At 37.4% G+C, this 20,226-nt stretch carries 17 protein-coding genes; 6 read left to right on the forward strand and 11 right to left on the reverse strand.

What is annotated here, in order from left to right; genetic code table 11:
- Window positions 1-3: 3 nt before the first annotated feature.
- The 6 genes from elrA to IGJ46_RS10210 form a co-directional block, all read right to left on the reverse strand.
- Window positions 4-2,175: an enterococcal leucine-rich protein ElrA gene (gene elrA, locus IGJ46_RS10185; RefSeq protein WP_142956534.1), complete on the reverse strand. Its 2,172-nt coding sequence runs from the start codon at window positions 2,173-2,175 to the stop codon at window positions 4-6.
- 189 nt (window positions 2,176-2,364) lie between these two features.
- Window positions 2,365-3,270, reverse strand: coding sequence for an Rgg family transcriptional regulator ElrR (elrR, locus tag IGJ46_RS10190; RefSeq protein WP_002384093.1), 906 nt, complete (start codon window positions 3,268-3,270; stop codon window positions 2,365-2,367).
- A 67-nt stretch (window positions 3,271-3,337) separates the two neighbouring features.
- Entirely contained in the window at window positions 3,338-6,535 is a 3,198-nt protein-coding gene (locus tag IGJ46_RS10195) for a DEAD/DEAH box helicase (RefSeq protein ID WP_002356465.1), read from the reverse strand.
- Between the two features lie 19 nt (window positions 6,536-6,554).
- Window positions 6,555-9,692: an SbcC/MukB-like Walker B domain-containing protein gene (locus IGJ46_RS10200; protein WP_142956533.1), complete on the reverse strand. Its 3,138-nt coding sequence runs from the start codon at window positions 9,690-9,692 to the stop codon at window positions 6,555-6,557.
- A gap of 4 nt (window positions 9,693-9,696) precedes the next feature.
- Entirely contained in the window at window positions 9,697-10,965 is a 1,269-nt protein-coding gene (locus tag IGJ46_RS10205) for an exonuclease SbcCD subunit D (RefSeq protein ID WP_185931566.1), read from the reverse strand.
- Between the two features lie 51 nt (window positions 10,966-11,016).
- On the reverse strand, window positions 11,017-11,643 hold the full coding sequence (locus tag IGJ46_RS10210; RefSeq protein ID WP_002356461.1) for a lysophospholipid acyltransferase family protein: 627 nt from the start codon (window positions 11,641-11,643) through the stop codon (window positions 11,017-11,019).
- Between the two features lie 188 nt (window positions 11,644-11,831).
- Between IGJ46_RS10210 and IGJ46_RS10215 the strand changes: the two genes are divergently transcribed.
- Window positions 11,832-12,566 (forward strand): tRNA1(Val) (adenine(37)-N6)-methyltransferase, encoded by a 735-nt coding sequence (locus IGJ46_RS10215; RefSeq protein ID WP_002356457.1) that lies wholly within the window; start codon window positions 11,832-11,834, stop codon window positions 12,564-12,566.
- Window positions 12,556-12,822 (forward strand): GIY-YIG nuclease family protein, encoded by a 267-nt coding sequence (locus IGJ46_RS10220; RefSeq protein ID WP_002356455.1) that lies wholly within the window; start codon window positions 12,556-12,558, stop codon window positions 12,820-12,822. The genes IGJ46_RS10215 and IGJ46_RS10220 overlap by 11 nt, the downstream gene beginning before the upstream one ends.
- Window positions 12,823-12,888: 66 nt before the next feature.
- Here the strand turns inward: IGJ46_RS10220 and IGJ46_RS10225 are convergent, their stop codons facing one another.
- Genes IGJ46_RS10225 through IGJ46_RS10235 form a run of 3 tightly spaced genes read right to left on the reverse strand, consistent with a single transcriptional unit; the run spans window position 12,889 to window position 14,477 of the window.
- On the reverse strand, window positions 12,889-13,584 hold the full coding sequence (locus IGJ46_RS10225) for a 5'-methylthioadenosine/adenosylhomocysteine nucleosidase (protein ID WP_002356454.1): 696 nt from the start codon (window positions 13,582-13,584) through the stop codon (window positions 12,889-12,891).
- Between the two features lie 15 nt (window positions 13,585-13,599).
- Window positions 13,600-13,896, reverse strand: a complete 297-nt coding sequence (gene macP, locus IGJ46_RS10230) for a cell wall synthase accessory phosphoprotein MacP (RefSeq protein WP_002356451.1) — start codon at window positions 13,894-13,896, stop codon at window positions 13,600-13,602.
- Window positions 13,893-14,477 (reverse strand): NUDIX hydrolase, encoded by a 585-nt coding sequence (locus IGJ46_RS10235; protein ID WP_002356449.1) that lies wholly within the window; start codon window positions 14,475-14,477, stop codon window positions 13,893-13,895. The genes macP and IGJ46_RS10235 overlap by 4 nt, the downstream gene beginning before the upstream one ends.
- 402 nt (window positions 14,478-14,879) lie before the next feature.
- Here IGJ46_RS10235 and IGJ46_RS10240 point away from each other — a divergent pair, with 402 nt between their 5' ends.
- The 4 genes from IGJ46_RS10240 to IGJ46_RS10255 all read left to right on the forward strand — a co-directional run bounded on the left by IGJ46_RS10240 (window position 14,880) and on the right by IGJ46_RS10255 (window position 18,292).
- Window positions 14,880-15,560 (forward strand): 5-bromo-4-chloroindolyl phosphate hydrolysis family protein, encoded by a 681-nt coding sequence (locus IGJ46_RS10240; protein WP_002356448.1) that lies wholly within the window; start codon window positions 14,880-14,882, stop codon window positions 15,558-15,560.
- Window positions 15,561-15,579: 19 nt separating this feature from the next.
- Entirely contained in the window at window positions 15,580-16,767 is a 1,188-nt protein-coding gene (locus IGJ46_RS10245; protein WP_002356447.1) for a toxic anion resistance protein, read from the forward strand.
- 144 nt (window positions 16,768-16,911) lie between these two features.
- Window positions 16,912-17,751 carry an NUDIX domain-containing protein gene (locus IGJ46_RS10250; RefSeq protein WP_016633773.1) on the forward strand — a complete coding sequence of 280 codons (840 nt, stop codon included), beginning with the start codon at window positions 16,912-16,914 and terminating at the stop codon, window positions 17,749-17,751.
- Window positions 17,752-17,767: 16 nt separating this feature from the next.
- The gene (locus IGJ46_RS10255) at window positions 17,768-18,292 is read left to right on the forward strand and encodes a GNAT family N-acetyltransferase (protein WP_218391238.1); all 525 of its coding nucleotides are present in this window, start codon (window positions 17,768-17,770) and stop codon (window positions 18,290-18,292) included.
- Between the two features lie 44 nt (window positions 18,293-18,336).
- Here IGJ46_RS10255 and IGJ46_RS10260 read toward each other — a convergent pair whose 3' ends face one another.
- Both IGJ46_RS10260 and IGJ46_RS10265 read right to left on the reverse strand, forming a co-directional pair.
- Window positions 18,337-18,822 (reverse strand): hypothetical protein, encoded by a 486-nt coding sequence (locus tag IGJ46_RS10260; protein ID WP_002356444.1) that lies wholly within the window; start codon window positions 18,820-18,822, stop codon window positions 18,337-18,339.
- Between the two features lie 137 nt (window positions 18,823-18,959).
- Window positions 18,960-20,084, reverse strand: coding sequence for an LCP family protein (locus IGJ46_RS10265; protein WP_002356443.1), 1,125 nt, complete (start codon window positions 20,082-20,084; stop codon window positions 18,960-18,962).
- Window positions 20,085-20,226 lie beyond the last annotated feature (142 nt).

Here is a 20,226-nt window from a genome sequence, read left to right on the forward strand (position 1 = left end):
CCCCTATTTTGCACTGCCATCAGGTACGTCCATCAAGTGCCAAGTTAGTTTTGCTTCGTATTCTTCTGCTTTGGCCGTCCCTCCAGGAACAGATAATAACAACTCTTGGTCATTTTCTTTCCATTGATCAGAAATATTTGTTTCTTGATGTCCATTGACTTGGTTGTGAACAAGAATCGATTGGCCTTCTGGAATGTCCTGTAAGCGATGGTTGGTTCTAAATTTTAAAATATTCGGCAACGTAGCACCTGATTCAGATTTGAAATCAGAAGTAACGGTTAGTGCAAGCGACCAATTATTCCCTGTTTGACGAGTATCCCGTATCACTAATGGTTGATCCATGGAAACAATTGGATATTGGGTCGTGCTACTAGCGATTTGCAGCTCATTCCCAAAGGAAATCGCTGTGGGTACCGTTTTGAACCTGACAGAGCCAACCACAGTGACTGTTAGCGCTAATTCATCAATCTTGTAGCCTTTATCATAGACTTCCACGACCAACTGCTGTTTTCCATAAGTTAGTTCTGGTAATAACAAGGCTTTTTCCTTAAATGTTTTAGAATTAGTGGTTGTTTCATCTGCTAATTTCTGGATTTCTTGGCCCTCTTTTTTGACAATAAATTGTAATCTATTCCCAGCATCGACATCTTGCCAATAAAAAGACAGGGCTGTTTTTTGAAAGTCATCAATATCGATTGTTTTTTCCATCGACTTTTCTATACGCTCTTTTGACCAAGATAGTTTCGTTTCACTTAAGAAAACTTCTTTGACAGGTTGGACGACTGTTCCAGAAAAGTTCCCTAAGTATGCTTTATCTGTTGATTCCCAGATATAAGAAACGCCTTCATGAGCTTTGGGTAAATTCCATTCAAACAGTCCTTTTGTGGCATCGTAACTTCCATAAGGGCTAATCGTCAGCGGTGGAAATAGTTGACCATCACGAGATACCACCTTATTTTTTAATTGCAGTGGTTTCCCAGCAATATAATCGACAGAAGATAAGATAATCATTTGATTAGATACATCTAGCCCTGTAATGGCCGTTAAGCCTTTTAACGGACTGATATCTGAAATTTGATTTTCTCCCACATCTAAAACTGTTAGATTGAGTGTTTTCTCTAACGATGCCAAGGAAGAAATTTGATTGTTTCTTGCATACAGTATACGCAGATTAGGAACAGTGCTTAAAGCTTCCAGACTAGTAATCGTTTGATTCATAATACTCAACTCTTCTAGACGTGGTTTATTCGCCAAGGGCGCAATTGTTTTTAATTGATTATTTTCCACATAAAGACGGAGTAGGTTATTTGCTTCCGTAAGCCCATCTAAAGTAGCAATCTGATTATTGGCAGCCCAAATGGTTTCTAAATTACGAAGAGAACGAAGCGGGTCGAAAGAAGTCACTCGATTATTCGGCGTAATTTTTGACGGATGATCTGTCGTATTTTGGATACTTAAATTTTTTAAAGCAGGCATTCCTTCAAGTCCATTTAATGTCGTTAATTGATTGTTCTCAACATACAAGCCTTCTAAACTAATTAATCCTGCTTGACCTAACGGACTAAGATCAGCTATTTTATTGTTTCTCATATATAAAAAACGTAATAGCTTAAATTCACCTTTAGCAAAAGGACTCAAATCTGTTACATTGAGCGAATCTTGAAAAGATAATTCTTCTAAGTTTCTTAGGTATTGAACTCCTTCCACATTAGAAACAACGACATTTTCTAAAATAACTTTATTCAGTTTATCCAATTCTGCTTGGGTGACAGTATTAGAGGTCCGAGATTTGCTTAACTGTTTTCTGATATTTTCCGCAAAGGCTGGATCAGGAAATAGTGTACTGATAGGCGTCGCTTTATCTAAGACAGCACCTGCGTATAATTGGGGCATCATCAGTTGTGCTTCCGTTATCGCTAGTGCTTCATTTGGCGGCTCTTCACTTGTTTCAACAGTCGTTAACTCTTCTGATTGGGGAATCTCCGAACTACTGGTTGCTGAATTTTGCTCTTCTGCCGATGAAGTTTCTGGAATCTTTTCTTCTGAAACAGATGAAACATTTTCTTCACTGGAGGATGCGATTGTTTCGGTCGTTTCGGCGAAAGTTGTTACAGGAAGTAGCAAACTATTAGCCAAAAGTAAGGCACTAACTGCGGAGATGCACATTTTTTTCATAAACTTCACCTCCTGATATTTTCTTAATTATAGTGAATATCAACTGAAAATGGGTTCAATTACGACAAACTGTCCAAATTAATTTGTATAGACAAGACAAAGAGCGCCAAATAGGGTTTTATACCCCTATTTGGCGCTCTTTGTCGCTAAACACAACCAGAATGTATTATGACAAATTCTCAATTATGCCTAGTTTTCTTTTATTTCTTTTAAACTATCCTCTATTTTTTCCAATTGCCCAGCAAAAAATTCTTGTTTGGCTTTTGGTAAAAACAATGTGATAGATAAGAGGATTTGTTCTTTAAAGATTGACCAATCTGCGAATATTTCTTCATTGGTTAAAATCATTTCTATTTTTTCTGCTATTTTTTTCCAGAGGATCATTCGCCAGTTATTTTCACCCACTTCATATTCTTTAAACATGCTTAATACATGAAGAATATGGGGAACATTTTGGCTGACAATCGCCGCAAATAAAAAATCAATAATTACTTGCTCGATAATTTCTAGCGAGCGAATATCAATAATTTCCCGCTCATTGACAGATTGTAGTACACGAAAAAGTAACGAAGTTGGAAACGGCTGCAAGCCAACATTTTTTTGTAATGCTAAAAATTTCAAATTAAAAATAGTATACACATCGGCATTAATTAATCGTTCCAGAATCTGATTTTCTAATGCAATAATTTCCTCTTTTGTCACAACCGTTTGAGGGTTAAAAAGATATTCCAACGCCAACATCGAATACATTACTTCTTGCTTTCCTAAAGCAAAAGACGATTTATCATAATACGCCCGATAATCTGCAACGATTCGACTACTTTCTTGAAAATTTTTACTAAAGATTGCTTGATTAAACTGCTCCTTAGCTAAAACTGTTTTGGACATTGGCGTTAATTTTTCTGTCATTTCCATCGGCGAAATAGACAAGATTTCGACAATAATGGCTAAATCCGAAATACGCAATTCACTATTTCCTTGGACAAAGCGTTGATAACTTCGACTAGAAACACCATTTTCATCAAAGACACGCAGAGGAATATTTTTTCCTTTACGAATCCGTTCAATTTCTTCACCTAGCGGCCGATATTCCATATATTCTTTTTGTTTCAAACGAATTATTCCATTTCTCTTTAAATAAGATAGCAACTAAGTTGAACGGCTATTCTCCAATGCTTAAAATTGTGCGAATATCTTCTTCCGTCATTTTCGCTAATTGCTCTTCATTTCCTTGAATCACTTTTTGGAACAGCTCGCGTTTTTCTTGCTGTAAGGAATTCATTTTTTCTTCAACCGTTCCTTCTGCAATCATCCGCCACACTTCAACAACCTTTTTTTGTCCCATGCGGTGTGCCCGACCAGCCGCTTGTTCTTCGACTGCGGGATTCCACCATAAATCGTATAAAATAACTGTATCTGCACCAGTTAAATTTAGTCCGGTTCCCCCTGCTTTCAATGAAATTAAGAAAACATCTTTTTCTCCTTCATTGAAGGCATTCGCCATCGTTAACCGATCTTGAGGCTTCGTACTTCCTCGTAAATAGAACGTCTCTAAACCTAATTCATTCAATTCTTTTTCTAAGATAGAAAGCATGCTTGTGAACTGAGAAAATAATAGGACACGACGATTGTTTTCTTTGGCAGCCACTAAAAAGTCTTTGACTTGTTCCACTTTGCCAGAACCTCCCGTGTAATCCTCAATAAACAAACGCGGATCGCAACAGATTTGTCGTAAACGGGTCAAGCCTGCTAAAATACTCATGCGATTTTTCTTGAAGGTCGCCTGATCCATTTGACTAACATCTGCTTGCATTTGTTTTAGATAGGCCAAATAAACCGTTTTTTGTTCTTCTGTTAAGACACTGTACATATTATTTTCAATTTTTTCTGGTAAGTCTGCGAGCACCGTTTTCTTGTCTCGTCGTAAAATGAATGGTTGAATCATTTTGGCAATTTCTTCCGGCTTAATTTCTCGAAAGGCTTTTTTGCCTGGGAACAATCCCGGTAAGATCATTTGAAAAATTGACCACAGTTCATCTAAATTATTTTCAATTGGTGTGCCACTTAATGCAAAACGTTGTGGTACTTTTAAACTTTTTAAGGCTTGCGCCGTTTTAGTCCCACTATTTTTAACCATTTGGGCCTCATCTAAAATCAAATAGCCGACACGCATTTCCTGATAAAGCTGAACATCTTGTCGCATACTTGCATAAGAAGTAATCAGAATATCTTCGGTGCTATTTTGTAAAAGCGCTGCTCGTTCTTGGCGGTTGCCAGAAACCACTTGAACATTTAAGGTTGGCGCAAAACGTTTGACTTCGGCTAACCAGTTATAGGTTAAACTTGCAGGTGCGACAATCAAAGCTGTCCCTTTCAAGCGCTCTTCTTCTTTTTCCGAAAGTAAATAGGTAATGGTTTGCAGTGTCTTCCCTAAACCCATTTCATCAGCTAAAATACCGCCAAATTGATAATGGCTAAGCATTTTCAGCCATTTATAACCTGTTTCTTGGTAATGGCGTAACGTTGCTTGTAAGGATTTGGGGACTTGCGCTTCAAAGTTTTCTGGATGCGTTAAATCCGTGACCATTTTTTTAAAGGAATCTGAAAAATGTGCTCGCTCGTTGTCTTCTAATAAACTTTCGATCATGAGGCCTTGGTTTTTGGGCACATGAATGACATTGTCTTCTTGATGCATATTTTTTCGCAGCTTCGTTAAAATTGCACTTGTATGGAAAAATTCCTCTGAGTCAAAAGCAAGAATTTCACCACTTTTTAACGTATAAAAAGCATCATTACGTAGCAGACTAGTCAATACTGCATCGATTTCGGTTTCATCAATGCCAGTGACATCAAACCGAATATCCAACCAAGAATCCCCTTCCGCAACTTCAATCGTTGGTTGATGATGCTGGGCATCTAAATACAATTCCCGTAATTTCCGTCCCATCCGAACTTCTCCTAATTGACGGAAAGCTGGAACCTCGGCTTTAAAGAAATAATACAAGGACTCTCCAGCAGGTAAGACTTTTTCAAAGCCTGTGGTTGTTTGCTGATAGGCAAACTGTTGAAATTGCTGCTTAATTGCTGTTTCTTTTGCTTTATCTCGAACGATTTCTTGATTGACTTCAGGTAATTGAGCATATTTCGGGTTTGTCGAGAAAATGACTTCTCCATAGTGATAGTCAATCCGAGCGTTAATCCGACCTTTAATTTTCTTAAAAATAAAGACTGCTTTTAAAGGATGGTGGACGACTAATTCTTCAACTGATTCTTCAACAGACACTCGACCAATTTTTTCCAATAATGGTAACACTTCACTAAATAAATCAGAAACTGTTTCTTTTTCATAAATAATTGACGGCTCTTCCAAGCGTTTCATTAATTGAAGTAACGTGGTGTAGATGGCTTCCTGCTCTTCTGTTAGTAAATAAACCGTTTGATCCGCAATCGCCCAGTGATAGTGGGCTAGAAACGTTGTAATAGGATTCTGAATAGTTAATTTGAAGCTTTGTTCCTCGGTTTTTTGCACTGTAAACGTAAGTGGCAAACTGGTTTCTTTGAACGTTAGATAGCGATACTTATGAGTTTGATTGGTCAATATAAACTGACCCGTTCGATTCATTTTTTCAACTAACGATTGACTGCGATCAATTGGTAATAATAGATAACGTTTGTCGATTTTCCCTTTAACTTGAATACCGTTTGCACCTAATAATTGGCTGGTATGATAAATTGCCGCAAGTTCTGTTAAAATTTCTTGAATCTCCATTGAAAAAGAATCATGTAGCAAGGTAAATTGGTGTTGTTTATTCACCATAAAGGTCATTTCTTTTTCATATGCTTGTAAAAAATCACCAATATTTTTCACAATATATGTTTTAGGTTTGGTGCCTTCCAAACCAATTTTTAAAGAAAGACCAATCGTTGATAATTCTGGATAGTAATTATTCGTTTCGATCACATCTAAATGAAATTCTAAACGTAAAGGCTGCAAGGGAACTTCGGCAGAAGCTTTGCTTAATTTGGCAAAGCCTTTGGTAAACATTTCAGCTGTTGATCGATTTGTTTTCTCAAAACTGACTGTTTGATTCGCTTGAATAATTCTTGACACGCCTCGTTGTTTCAGTGCCAGTTCAACTGCCACTGTATGTTTGCAATAGCCATGTTCCATCCAATATTGACATTCACAAACATCTTGTTCTTTGGCGGTACCATCCAATTCAACAAGATAAAGTTCTTCCCCTAAAACCTCAGACAACCAGATCCTTTTTTCTGGATTTTGAACGATAGATAAGACCCGGCCTTCTTGCATATATTCGCGTCCTTGTTCAACGATTCGCTCTGGAATACTCCATTTCATCGACTCACCTCCTCTTCTACTAAGCTAGCTGATAGTGAACGGTACTTTGACCATTCCCATTGCTTTTTATTTGTAATTGTTGTGGAATTCGTGCTTTTAATTCGCCAATATGACTAATAATCCCAATCATGCGGCCTTCATTTTCAATCGTTTCTAACGCCTCCATTGCCATTTCCAATGCTTCTTCATCTAAGGAACCAAAGCCTTCATCAATAAACAACGCATCAATTAAGACTCCGCCTGCTTGTTCTTGAATCACTTCTGCTAAAGAAAGTGCCAAAGCTAACGCTGCTATAAAACTTTCCCCGCCTGATAACGTGTGAGCGCTGCGTACCGTCCCTGAATTGTCATCATAAATATTGATTTCTAGCCCCGTTTGATTCCGATAACTGCCTGCTTCGTGATTCAATTCAAATTGATAACGACTATTGGTCAGGCGGTCTAAACGCTGATTAGCGACTGTCAGCACTCTTTCTAAATACGTTTGTAACATATACCGTTCAAAACTAATTTTTTTAGGATTATTGCCATTCACCGTATCTGCCAACTGTTGTAGTGCAGTAACTTCCTCAAACTTGTCTTCAATTGTTGTTCTTTGCACATTAATTTCTTGAACCAACTGTTGGTTGTTCAGCATTTTTTCATGCAGTTGATAGTATTTTTTTTCTTGTTCTTCAATTTGTTGTGTTATTTGTTCAATTTCTGTGGTGATTAAAGATAATTCTGGGAACGTATCACTAGATAATTTTTTTTCAATTTCAGCGAGTTGGATAGTCAGTTGGGTTTGCTCTTGTTCAAATAAAGCAATTTGTTCTTGCTGACTTTCTAGTGTCGGTACCTCTTTCAACCACTCCGTCAATTGGTCCTCTGTCACGCCTTGTTCCGTTAAAACTGCCTTTAACTGACTCTCAAGTTGTGCGACTGTTTGTTGAAGTGTTTGTTGTTCTTTCTCCAAATGCGTCAACGTACTTTCAAGGATCATTTCTTCTTTCTTCAAGGTTTCTCCTTGTGTCGTCACGTTTTCTTTTTGACGTTCAAATGCAGAGAGTTCTTCTTGAAGCAAAGCTTGTCGTTTAGTCATTTCTTCGTATGTGACGGTTGCATCCAATAATTGGCTAGCAATCATTTGCTGCTGGATAGTGATTCTTTCCAGACTTTGTTGCATTGTTTCTACTTGTTGTCGGAGCACTTCAAAGCGTTGAGAATTTTCAGCTACTTGTTCTTCTAGTTCCGCCAGACGGTCCTTTTCGACTGAAATTTCCGTTAGTTTTTGTGCTATTTGTTGTTTTTCTTTAGCTAATTGCGACTCAACTTCCGCAATTTCTGCAGGTGTTACTTGTGAAAAAGTCAGTCCTGTTAACGGCAACTGCAAGTCAGCAAACTGCGCTGCTAATTGTTCTTGTTCCTCAGTATACGCAGCTTCCTGTTCTTGTAATTGGCTTTCTTTCTGTTGTTTTTCCGCCCCTAATGCAGAGAGCGTTTCAGTAAATCGTTGAACCGTTTTTTCAACTTCCGTTAATTCCCGTTCCGCTTGATCAATCTCTTCTAAGGAAACTTCTTGATGAGTTTGTTGCTTTGGATGTTCTAAAGAGCCACAAACTGGGCAAGGTTCCCCCTCTTCAAGTAACAAGCTTAATCGTTGGATTTGTAAAGAGGCCCATTGACTTTTCTTTGTCTGCAACTTCGCTTCTTCGGCGCTTTTTTGTTGCTGTTCAACAGCAAACCGTTGTGTCAACTCGTGCAATTCCACTTGGTTTTGACTAATTTTTTGCCAAGCTTTTTGATTTTTTTGCCAACGTTCTACAAAATTTTGCCAATGATCTGCTACACTAGAACATTCAAAATTTGCTTTTTCAAGTGTTCCTTCTTGTTCAATAAATTGTTTGGCTGTCGCCACTTTATCCGCTAATGTTGTTTTTTCCTGTTGGCAAGATTCATACTCTTTTTGAATGGCTTGATAATTGGCTTGTTCTGCTATTTTTCGTTGAGCTAACTGTTCATATTCTTGGTATTGTGGTAATTGACGTTGAATCGTTTGAAGACGTTCTTGTTTTTCAGCAATCAATGGTTGTTGTTCTTCCAACTCACTCATGATTGCTTGCCAATCTGTCAATGCTTGTTGCGTTTCCATAAGAGCTTGTTGTTTGGACTTTGTTTCTTGCTCTTTTTGTTGTTTTTCGCTTCGTTTTTCAAAGACTTTTTCAGCTAAAGGTTGCTGTTTTTGGCTCCATTTTAATTGCTGAATCTGTTCCTTTAACCGCTCAATGACGGTTTCCTGTTCAGCTTGTTTTGCTTTCTTTTCCAGTAATTCTTCTTTTTGCTGTTGCAAGTTTTGTCGTTCTTCAATAGCATAACGAACTTGCTCTTTTGCTTGTTTGGCTTGTTTTAAGGTTGCAATTTGTTCTCTTTCAACTAATAGTTGTTGCTGAGCCTCTTGTTGTTGGCTTTCTAATAATTGAAGTTTTTCAAAAAGTGTCATTGTCGGTTCAGGTTCTTCTGACCAATGCAACTGTTCTGTTTTCAGTTCAATTTTTTGCTGGGTTTCTTGAATCTCTTGATTGGCAATTTTTAAGCGTTCTTTTAAATTTTCGCTGAACAACTGATACAATTCTGTTCCGAATAAATTGCGCAAAACCTTTTCTTTTTCATCACTTTTAGCAATTAAAAAAGTCCGAAACTCTCCTTGTGGTAACAATACAATTTGAGCAAATTGATTGGCATTCAAATGCAATAATTCTTGAATGAGTTCGTCCACTTCGCGTCTTTTAGAATAGGCTCGTAGTTCTTTCCCTTGAGCATCTTTGACAATTAAAGAAATTTTGGCACTTTGTTTACGGACTCCTGTGCCACGTTTTTTAAAAAGTTCTTGTTCGGGAAGGCGGTTCAGTTCATAGAGATACTCGTTATGTTTAAAAAGCAAAGTAACTTCAGTGGCTTCTGAGGGGTCAGCAAATGTGGAACGCATTTCTTTGCCTAAACGTAATTTTCCAGAACTTTCACCAAACAAAGCATAGCTCATTCCATCAAAAATCGTTGTTTTCCCAGACCCTGTTTTTCCACTAATTAGAAAAAGTGAAGAATCTTCAAACTTCGTAAAATCAATGGTTTCATTAATATACGGTCCGAAGTTTTTCAATGTTAAAGATAATGGTTTCATCCTGTTACTTCCCTCTTTCTAATTGATTAAGTGTACTCAGTTCTTCTTGGACCCATTGTGCTTGTTGTTCTGTCAAGGCCTCTCCTGTCACATCGTTAAAAAAGTCATGCAGATGTTCTTCTGGTGAACGTTGTTCTATTTGTACCACTTTTTTCTGATTTCCGTTGCTTGTTTCTCGACCATTCAAACGTTCCAGCCCAATAATTTTGGGGTAAATTTTTCGCAATTGATTCATCATGTTGGGAATGATCGCTCGGTCGGTTAATTGGACATGTAAATAATTTTCCCGATTCACTTCTTGATAAAAAGCGGGATCCGTTAACTGCTGAAACGAGCCCGTCAATTGTTGAATGTCTCGCAATGGTTTCAAAGTACGGAATTGAAAATGAACTTCAGTTTCTGTTTCAACAAGCCAAACACCCTTTTCTTGTGTCATTTCTGATAAAGAAAATTTTACAGGCGAGCCACTGTATCGAGCATTAGGTGCCTGCAACGCATTTTTTCCATGTAAGTGGCCCAACGCGACATAATCAAAAGGCTCTAACAAAACCGTCGGAACAACATCCAAACCACCCACTGTTAATTTTGTTTCAGAATCAGTTTTTTCACTGCCAGCGACAAAAAAATGACTAACTAACACCTGTTTTTTATTGGGGAGAAAAGATTCTTGCATTTTCGCGACAACTTTTTCCATCGCCGCCTGAATCGTTCGAATCGTTTCATCTTCAAAATATAAGCGAGCCGCAATCGGTTCAAAATAAGGCAACAAATAAAATTGGGTATTGTCGATTTCAATTGGTTGAAAGGCTTGTTCTAAACGCGTATTCAAATGAAATTGCGTTTGGTTAAACCAAGGGCCTCCTGTTTCTAAACGAGTGCTGCTATCATGGTTTCCCGAAATAGCTAACACGGGGAAATGCTCTTTGAGATTCATTTGAATCATCATTTCATTAAAAATCTCGACTGCTTCAACTGCTGGAACAGAGCGATCATACAAATCTCCAGCGATCACAACAGCATCCACTTGCTCTTCTTTCGCAATTGCTAAGATTTGTTTAAAGGCTTCCCTTTGTTCTGCCAATAAATCAAAACCATGTAATTTTTTGCCAATATGCCAATCTGCTGTATGTAAAAATTTCATTTTTTCACCGCCTAAAAAAGTCCTTCTTATTATTATAACAAATTTCTGGTATTTTTTAAGAAAATCGGACAGAAGAATTAGATTTTTAACAAACTTTTTTCTTAACGCAAGAAAAAAGACAGGGAGCATCATCTTTTGATGAGACTACCTGCCAGTAACATTCCTATTCTATAGCGGTTTGTTTTATTCTTTTTCTGTTGATTCATATTTAAAAGTTGGATCAATTTCTTTATCTAACTGATCAAATGCTTCTTGCATCCGACGTTCTACTTCAGCTAAACCGTCTTTATCCATTTTTTTAATATCGCTAATATCGATTGGCTCCCCAAAACGAACCGTTACTTTTTTACGTTTAAACAACTCTTTTAAAGTTAACGGACCTTGATAAACAGATGGCACGATAGGTACTCGCCCCATTTTAGCAATCAAGGCTACCCCACCTTTTAATTCTGAGGAATGACGCGTGCCACTAGGGAACATAATCAAACTTAAATCAGAATTTTTTAAAATTTTGACAGGTGTTTTAATCGCGCTGGGACCGGGCTTCTCACGATCCACCGGAAACGCATTCGCATGTTTTAAAATGAAACGTAAAACAGGATTTTTAAACAACTCTTTTTTTGCCATAAAGCTAAACTTCTTAGGACTGCCAGCAACAGCTAAATACAGCGGTTCCCACCATGTTCGATGCGGCGCAACTAAGACATAGTTTTGGTCTTTTGGTAATTTTTCTTTATTTTCATAATGTGCATTTCCATTAATCACAAATAAAATGACGCGAACCACGCCACGCATAAATGTAAAAAACATAATTTTCTTCCTTTCTTCTCTCCGCTTTCTAGTATGCCGAAAGCTCTACCTTTTGACAAGCTTTTTTTACGTCTATCAATCAGAGAAATAACATGTTCCTACTAATCTAGGGAACAGATTTTGTCATACGGGTTTAAAAGTAGTATAATACATGAACAATCAGATGAAAAGTTGGAGGTTCTTAATCTATGTTATTATCCGGCGAACGGATTGATCAATTATATGCGGATGATATTCAAATTATTCAAAGCAAAGAAGTCTTTTCTTTTTCCATTGATGCAGTCTTATTGGCTAATTTTCCGCAACTACCAAAAAAAGGCAAGATTGTCGATTTGTGTGCTGGCAATGGCGCGGTCGGCCTCTTCGTTAGTCGGAAAACAGCTGCAAAGATCGACCAAATCGAATTACAACCTCGTTTGGCAGATATGGGTCAACGAAGTATTCTATTAAATAAATTGGAAAAACAAGTAACGATGTATGAACGTGATTTAAAACAAGCGACAGAAGTCATCAAAAAAGATTCTGTGGATTTAGTACTATGTAATCCCCCATACTTTAAAGAACGACCAACTAGCCAAAAAAATCCAAACCCGCATTTAGCGATTGCCCGTCATGAAATTCACACGTCTCTTCAAGAAGTGGTCACTGTGTCAGCGGATTTATTAAAAACAAATGGTCGCCTCGCAATGGTTCATCGACCTGATCGTTTCCTTGATATTTTACATGCCATGGAAAACGCCAATATTGCGCCGAAAAAAGCTCGGTTTGTTTATCCGAAGCCAGGCAAAGAAGCCAATGTTTTACTAATTGAAGGCATTAAACAAGGCAAAAAAGACGGTTTTCGTGTGTTACCACCTCTTTTTACATACAATGAAAAGAACGAATACGAAGCTGAAATGAAGGCTATGCTGTATGGAGAATAAGAAATCCCATTATTTTTATGTTTTACTTTGCCAAGATGGTTCCTTTTACGGTGGCTATACAACTGAGCCAGAACGTCGATTAACCGAACATAATAGCGGAACTGGTGCAAAATATACACGATTAGCCAAACGACGGCCAGTCAAAATGATTCATACAGAGAAATTTGAAACACGTAGCGCGGCCACTAAAGCCGAAGCCGCCTTTAAAAAATTAACGCGCAAACAAAAAGAGCAGTATTTAAAAACCTTTCATTAAATGACAACAAGCAAAAAGAAACAGCCATCATTTCATCAATGAAATGATGGCTGTTTCTTTCTCTTTTTAAACTAAGTTCTCGACAAAATGAATAACCATTTCGGCTGATTTTTTCCCAGCTTCATCGATGAATTCGTCAAAGCTTTGAGTTGCTTCGCCATCTGCTGTATCACTCATTGCCCGTACAACTAAGAATGGAATATTGAACTGTGAAGCCGCTTGGCCAATTGCTGCGCCTTCCATTTCGCAAGCTAAGGCTTCAGGAAACTCTTTCTTAATTTTGGCGATTTTCTCAGCGCTATCCACAAAAGTATCTCCAGTAACAATCAATCCTTTACGAATAGCTAAACCTGTTTTTTCAGCAGCTTTCGCAATTTCCATCCGCAAGTATTCACTTGTTTCAAAATACAAAGGCACACCACCAGGCAATTGTCCATAGGCATAACCAAAACCAGTGACATCAACATCAAAGTAAGCTAATTTGTCTGCAATGACTAAATCGCCGACTTTTAGTCCTTCACCGATACCACCAGCAGAACCTGTATTAATCACCATATTTACGCCATATTGATGAATCAATAAAGTCGTGGTCACAGCTGAGGCCACTTTACCAATTCCTGAACGAACCACAATCACCTCATGTCTTCCTAACGAACCAGAAACAAATAAAGCGCCTGCTCGTTCCCATGACATCGTGTCTGTCAATTTTTCTTTTAGAATTTTGACCTCTTGATCCATTGCTCCAATAATTCCAATTTTCATAGTGATTCCTCTTTTCTATAAATTCAAAACGATATATGCCACAACGGCTAATAAAATCGCTACAATAATAATTGCCTTGTTTAACCAAGTACTCCGTTCTCGACGCTTCGAGTATTCTCCTACTCGTGACTTGTTGATCGGTTTTTGTTTTTTCTTTTCTTTACGATAAAACGTCGAAATTTCTTTTTCTTTTCGCTTATACGCTTTTTCCGCCAGCTTCTGCTCTTCTTGCTGACGACGTTCCGCTTCTTTTTCTTCTGCTTCTCTGCGTTTGCGAAGCTCTGTCCGAGTGACTAACGGACCTTTGCTCATTGCGTGTCCTCCTTAAACTGTCTCTGCAGTAAATACAATTCCCAGTATTGTATAGCAAAAAGTGTTTTGGCATCACAAATCGTGCCTTTTGCCACCTCTGCTTTGGCTTCAGCTATTGTTAGCTCGTAAAGTTCCAAGATTTCATCTTCATCTTGAGGACGCGGATTTTCGACTTTCTGCAAATCCGTTGCCAAATAGAGAGCCAATTTTTCATTAGCAAATCCTGGTGACAGATACATTGAATTTATGTAGGTGAGCTGACCCGCACGATACCCAGTTTCTTCTTCCAATTCCCGCATAGCCGTCGTTTCCAGTTGATTTTCTTCTCCAGGATCAATTTTTCCCGCTGGAATTTCTAAAATCACTTGTTCCAAGGGTTTTCTAAATTGTTTAACTAAGACGATTTTTCCTTCTGCGGTTAACGGAATCATAGCTACTGCGCCTGAATGAAAAACCAATTCGCGTTTAGCAGTGCCGCCTGTCGGTAAAGCCACGTCATCCAAAAAAACATCAATAATCTTTCCTTTAAAAATTTCTCGACGTTGAAGTGTTTTTTCTTCGAAGTCCTCATAATTTAACATATCTTTCACCAACCTTTCTTGTTTATCATACCCTAAAATGATAAAAATCGCACCCCTTCTTCTCTAGTTAAACCCTTTTCAAAGAAAAAAATTTATTGCTTTAGAAAAAAATTACATTTTCGAAAAAAAATAGACATAAAAAATTCACAACTTCCTTGTATTATTTAAGCATACCAACAAACAACCCTAACAAAACACTTTTTCATTTTTAACTCCTTTCCCGTCCTACCCCCAATTAGGACGGGTCTTTTTTTGCGTTTTATACTTTTTTTCTTAGGATTTCACTAAATCATAAAATACATCTTCCGCTGTATGTCTTTTCTCTCACAGAGTATGCTAAAATAACTATTGTAACGAGAGCTGACTCTTTCGAGGATTAAATAGATAGGAGGAACTATATAAATGAACAAATTAAATACAAAATTACTGATTGGCTATATTCTTTTAGGAGCCTTAATCATTGCTGTCGCTAGAGAATATGGCTTCTTCGCTTTTGTGATTCTGGTAGGCTTTTTAGTATTCGTTCTCTATCGAAAAAAGAAAAATGCCGCCGACAAGAGCGATCAAATGCCTTACTTAACAAAAGATAAAGAAGCCCATTATCGTGAGTTGGGGTTATCTCCACAAGAAATTGATTTTTTCAGAAGTACAATGAGCACAGCCAAAAAACAAATCATACAATTACAAGAAAACATGAATCGTTCAACTAAATTACGGGCGATTGACTTACGTAATGATACAACGAAGGTTTCTAAAGCTCTGTTTAAAGAGTTAGTGAAAGAACCTAAAAAGTTACACTTAGCCAATCACTTTCTCTATACACATTTACCAAATATCGTTGACTTAACAAGTAAACATTTAGAAATCGAACAACACGAAGTAAAAAACAAACAAACGTATGAAAAATTAGAAGAAAGCGCACAAATCATTGACCAATTGTCAAAATTAGTTAAAAATGATTATGAGGAAATCGTTTCCGATGACTTAGACGATTTAGATGTCGAAATGTCGATCGCTAAAAGCAGCTTGTCGCAAAAAGCTGCAACTGAGGAATCACCTCAAGTAAACGAAGACCAGCAATAATCATTAGGGAGGAAAAAAAATGACTGAGCAACAACCCAAAGAAACAACATCTGTAACCAATACATTGGACGATTTATTAAGTAATCCATTTTCATCAATGGATGAACTAACACCAACGCAACAAAATGAACTATCTGAGTTAAAAGAACAGCAAGCAGCTCCTCGTTTAATTGATAAATTACCACAAGAACGTCAAGCCCAAGCAAAAGAATTAGCTTCAAAAATTGATGTCCAAGATTCACAAGCAGTAATTACCTATGGTTCAAATGCCCAAATCAAACTCGGCGAATTTTCGCAAGCGATGTTAAACCACGTTCAAGCACAAGACATTGGTCCTGTTGGTGATTCACTGACCGATCTAATGTTTCGTTTAAATGAAGCCAATCCCAATGAATTACGTGCTGGCGAAGGCAACTTTATTCAAAAAATGTTAGGTAAAGTCAAACAATCCGTTTACGAAATTACCGCCAAATATCAAAAAATTGGTGCGCAAATTGACAAAATTGCTGTCAAATTAACCCATGAAAAAGATGGTCTTTTAAAAGATAATGCCATGTTAGATCAATTGTATCAAAAAAATAAAGATTATTTTGATGCCTTAAACATCTATATTGCCGCTGGGGAATTAAAAGCAGAAGAACTACGGACGCAAATTATCCCTGAAGCCATGAAAAAAGCGGAAGAATCTGGAGATCAAATGGATGTCCAAATTGTTAATGATTATAACCAATTCCTAGACCGTTTAGAAAAAAGAACCCATGATTTACGCTTGGCTCGTCAAATTACGATTCAACAAGCCCCGCAAATTCGTTTAATCCAAAATACTAACCAAGCTTTGGCTGAGAAAATTCAATCATCGGTGAATACGGCGATTCCGTTATGGAAAAACCAAGTAGTCATCGCCTTAACCTTACTCCGTCAAAAAGATGCTGTGACTGCTCAACGTCAAGTCTCTGAAACCACCAATGACTTACTGAAGAAAAATTCAGAAATGCTAAAAATTTCTGCAATTGAAACAGCAAAAGAAAACGAACGTGGCCTAGTCGATATTGAAACATTACAAAAAACACAAAATGATTTAATTGAAACTATCCAAGAAACATTACGTATTCAACAAGAAGGAAAAGAAAAACGCCAAGCTGCCGAGATCGAACTTGGCCATATGGAAGAAGATTTGAAAAATAAATTATTAGAATTAACACAATAAACAACGTTTAGAACAAACTTCTTATAGTACAAGCCTGGGACAAAAATCACTTTGGATTTTTGTCCCAGGCTTGCTTTTCTTTTTACGCTTGAATATTGTATTTCAGCCACTTAATGATACAATAAAAGAAAACCATGTTTCTTTTTGAAAGGAGGAGCAATTGTGCCACAATTTGCTTCTAAAGCCGAAGAAAAAAATTATTATGAACGCCAAGCTAGCTTAGCAGAGTTTTTAACTTGGTATCATCAACAAGAATTACCTGAATATGAAAAACCCTCTTTAACCGTTGATATGGTTCTTCTTTGTTACAACAAGGAAGCTGATCAATTAAAAGTCTTACTGATTCAACGTAAAGGTCACCCCTTTAGAAACTCATGGGCGCTTCCTGGCGGTTTTGTTAATCGTAACGAATCTACTGAAGATAGTGTTTTAAGAGAAACAAAAGAGGAAACTGGTGTGGTGATTTCTCAAGAAAATATTGAACAATTACACAGCTTTAGTCGCCCAGATCGAGATCCTCGTGGCTGGGTCGTGACAGTCAGCTATTTAGCTTTTATTGGTGAAGAACCTTTAATTGCTGGCGACGATGCCAAAGAAGTCCATTGGTTCAATCTTGAACGGCATGGTCAACACATCACGTTATCTCATGAAGATGTGGAAATTACTTTAGACTTGAAAACAGCGTCCTCTCTTGGTAAAGATACATTAGCCTTCGACCATAGTGAAATTATAATTAAGGCGTTTAATCGTGTTGTTGATAAAATGGAACATGAACCGCAAGTGCTTCAAGTCTTAGGAAAAGATTTCACCATTACGGAAGCCCGTAAAGTTTTTGCGAAGTTCCTCGGCGTTGATTATCGCAGCATTGACCATTCAAATTTTAAAAAAGCCATGACACAATATTTTGAAGAGTTAGGTGAACGTCCCGTTGGCATTGGCCGCCCTTCAAAAATTTACCAATTGAAAACAACAACAGGTTTCTAAGAGGAGGGAATATTTTTTGACTGTTTACTTAAGAAAAGCAGAACCTTCTGATTTGCCTGACATCCTTGCTATCATTGAAGATGGACGCCGCACCTTACAAAAAAGTGGCATTCCCCAATGGCAAAACGGCGATGGCCCGAATCAAGAAATTTTAGCAAAAGATATCGACCAGCAAACTTGCTATATTTTAATGGTTGAGGATGCCTTGGCAGGCGTTGGTGTTTTATGTTCGGAGATTGATCCTGCTTATGAAGCGATTTTTAATGGTTCTTGGCAACCTCATTCTCAAACTACGTATACGGCAATTCATCGTGTTGCTTTAAAAAGTTCCTTTCAAGGTCAAGGACTGGCCTTGGTGCTTTTGCGCTCACTGGTTACAGCCGCTCGTTTGCAAGGTGCTACTGATATTCGAATTGATACACATCCACAAAATCTCGCTATGCAGCACCTGATTAAAAAAGCTGGCTTTGTTTATCAAGGTGACGTGATTTTAGAGGTTAACGATGGCGAACGTTATGCTTATCAGATGATATTGAAATAAAAAAGTTAGGGATAACTGCCAGATTGACAGCTATCCCTAACTTTTTACATCTTATGAACACTATGAGCGCTTTGAATGCCCTCACAGGCTTCTTTACAAGCTTGATTAATTAATAAATAAGAGGATTCTTTTTGGCGGATTCCTAATTGATATTTCAATTCATCTGTCACTTGGCAAGATTCACTTAATGCCTCTAACCAGAAAAATACTCCTTCTTTATACGTATCTAATCCTTCTAGCAAGATTTTCGTTGCTTCTTTATCATAATACGGCTCTAAATTTTTACGAAACATCATTTCTTCTGTAAAAAAACGATTCACATTATTTCGGCAAAACATATAAGTGTCACGGCCTCTCCGATGTGCAGCCTGATTACAACCGTATTCTTGAACTTCTTTAGAGATGGCTTTGAAAATTTCGTTGTATACTTCAATTCTTTGCATAATTGACAAAATGGTATCTGTATAACTAAACATAACTCCTTGCTCCCTTCCCCTTCTAAGTAACAAAAATTTGCTTGTTACTTTCATTATAAAGGGAATGTTGGGTTTATATCAAATGATACGCTGTTTCCTTGCTAAAATCCTTCGTTTTTTCCTTAGAAGAATAATAAGTAAGCGGATTATTTAATCTGTTATGTTCGGATTTTCTACACTTGGAAAATAAATTATTTTATAAAGCCATTTTCCGTTTTAACTGATGGCAACGGGCCGGTCTGTGTATTACCAGGAACACCAATATACGTATTGCCGTTGATGGAAGTCATTTCGTTTTCCTCAGCTGCTTCATCTTGAACGGTATAATCACTTTGATATAAAAATTCACCGTTCGTATGGAAGACATAGCCGTCTTGATCTCGTTCATCTGGCTTTTCTAAATTTAAAGACACACGTAATTGATGACGGACATTTTCAATACTATCTGGATATAGTTCAACCATACTGCGCCCTTCATTACTAAAAGTGCGCCAGTCAAAAGAAAGCTGTTGTTTATCATAATTGGTCCAAGTCAAACCTTCTTTGACTAAATGAGTCAATTCATTGGAATCCACATCAGTTTGAATGTTTCCATTTAACGAATCAATAATGTCCATTATTTTCATGATTGATTGACCAGATTTCAACTTGTCTTCAACTGCTTGAATAATTTCTTGTTGTCGGAATCCACGCATAATATCGTTATCGCTATGTCTTTCACGGGCATAAGATAAAGCTTTCGTACCATCTAAATGCTGTTTCCCTGCATCAAAATGAATGGATCCTGGCCCGTCTTTGGTGACACCATCAAACGCCTGCTTGACATTGACATCTATGCCGCCAACTGCATCAATTAACTTAATAAAAGATAAAAAGTTAAACACAACGTAATGATTGATTGGAATATTCAATAATTTCTCAACTGTGTTAACAGAAGCTGTTGGTCCATCGTAGGTATAGGCGGCTTCAATTCGCTGCATCCCTTGGTAATTTTTCGCATCAATTTGCACAAAACTATCCCGTGGCAAACTTAAATAGGTTATTTTCTTCGTCTTGTTATTCACGGTAATCACCATCATAGCATCAGTCCTAGTTGTGCCTAATTTCCGTTCAATTGTATTGTCTAGCCCCATAATCAAAAACGATTGACTATCTTTATTTTGCGCTTCATTATAATCATTTTTTATGGGAACATAGCCTTTATCAATTGTTTTCTTTAAATAGCTACCCGCTACAGCAAAGTATGCTGAGCCGACTGTGACAAAAACCAAAATGATGACTAAACTAATTAAGCTGATTTTTCGCTTCCTACTCATTGGCTGTACTTCCTCTCTCTTAAAAAGTCTCCACCATCATTACTACTCCTCTAAGCAGACAAGAGACAAGTCTATCTTACCAGTCCCTTTCAAAACTAAACATAGCAGAATTTATATAGGGGTATAACCTAGAGGAAACAAA

The organism is Enterococcus sp. AZ120 (assembly GCF_050546165.1).
GTDB lineage: Bacteria > Bacillota > Bacilli > Lactobacillales > Enterococcaceae > Enterococcus > Enterococcus faecalis.

Excerpts from the sequence above, each read along its gene's own strand:
- elrA (WP_142956534.1), bottom strand. The coding sequence starts at position 2,175 with ATGAAAAAAATGTGCATCTCCGCAGTTAGTGCCTTACTTTTGGCTAAT.
- elrR (WP_002384093.1), bottom strand. The coding sequence starts at position 3,270 with ATGGAATATCGGCCGCTAGGTGAAGAAATTGAACGGATTCGTAAAGGA.
- IGJ46_RS10195 (WP_002356465.1), bottom strand. The coding sequence starts at position 6,535 with ATGAAATGGAGTATTCCAGAGCGAATCGTTGAACAAGGACGCGAATAT.
- IGJ46_RS10200 (WP_142956533.1), bottom strand. The coding sequence starts at position 9,692 with ATGAAACCATTATCTTTAACATTGAAAAACTTCGGACCGTATATTAAT.
- IGJ46_RS10205 (WP_185931566.1), bottom strand. The coding sequence starts at position 10,965 with ATGATGCTCCCTGTCTTTTTTCTTGCGTTAAGAAAAAAGTTTGTTAAA.
- IGJ46_RS10210 (WP_002356461.1), bottom strand. The coding sequence starts at position 11,643 with ATGTTTTTTACATTTATGCGTGGCGTGGTTCGCGTCATTTTATTTGTG.
- IGJ46_RS10215 (WP_002356457.1), top strand. The coding sequence starts at position 11,832 with ATGTTATTATCCGGCGAACGGATTGATCAATTATATGCGGATGATATT.
- IGJ46_RS10220 (WP_002356455.1), top strand. The coding sequence starts at position 12,556 with ATGGAGAATAAGAAATCCCATTATTTTTATGTTTTACTTTGCCAAGAT.
- IGJ46_RS10225 (WP_002356454.1), bottom strand. The coding sequence starts at position 13,584 with ATGAAAATTGGAATTATTGGAGCAATGGATCAAGAGGTCAAAATTCTA.
- macP (WP_002356451.1), bottom strand. The coding sequence starts at position 13,896 with ATGAGCAAAGGTCCGTTAGTCACTCGGACAGAGCTTCGCAAACGCAGA.
- IGJ46_RS10235 (WP_002356449.1), bottom strand. The coding sequence starts at position 14,477 with ATGTTAAATTATGAGGACTTCGAAGAAAAAACACTTCAACGTCGAGAA.
- IGJ46_RS10240 (WP_002356448.1), top strand. The coding sequence starts at position 14,880 with ATGAACAAATTAAATACAAAATTACTGATTGGCTATATTCTTTTAGGA.
- IGJ46_RS10245 (WP_002356447.1), top strand. The coding sequence starts at position 15,580 with ATGACTGAGCAACAACCCAAAGAAACAACATCTGTAACCAATACATTG.
- IGJ46_RS10260 (WP_002356444.1), bottom strand. The coding sequence starts at position 18,822 with ATGAAAGTAACAAGCAAATTTTTGTTACTTAGAAGGGGAAGGGAGCAA.
- IGJ46_RS10265 (WP_002356443.1), bottom strand. The coding sequence starts at position 20,084 with ATGAGTAGGAAGCGAAAAATCAGCTTAATTAGTTTAGTCATCATTTTG.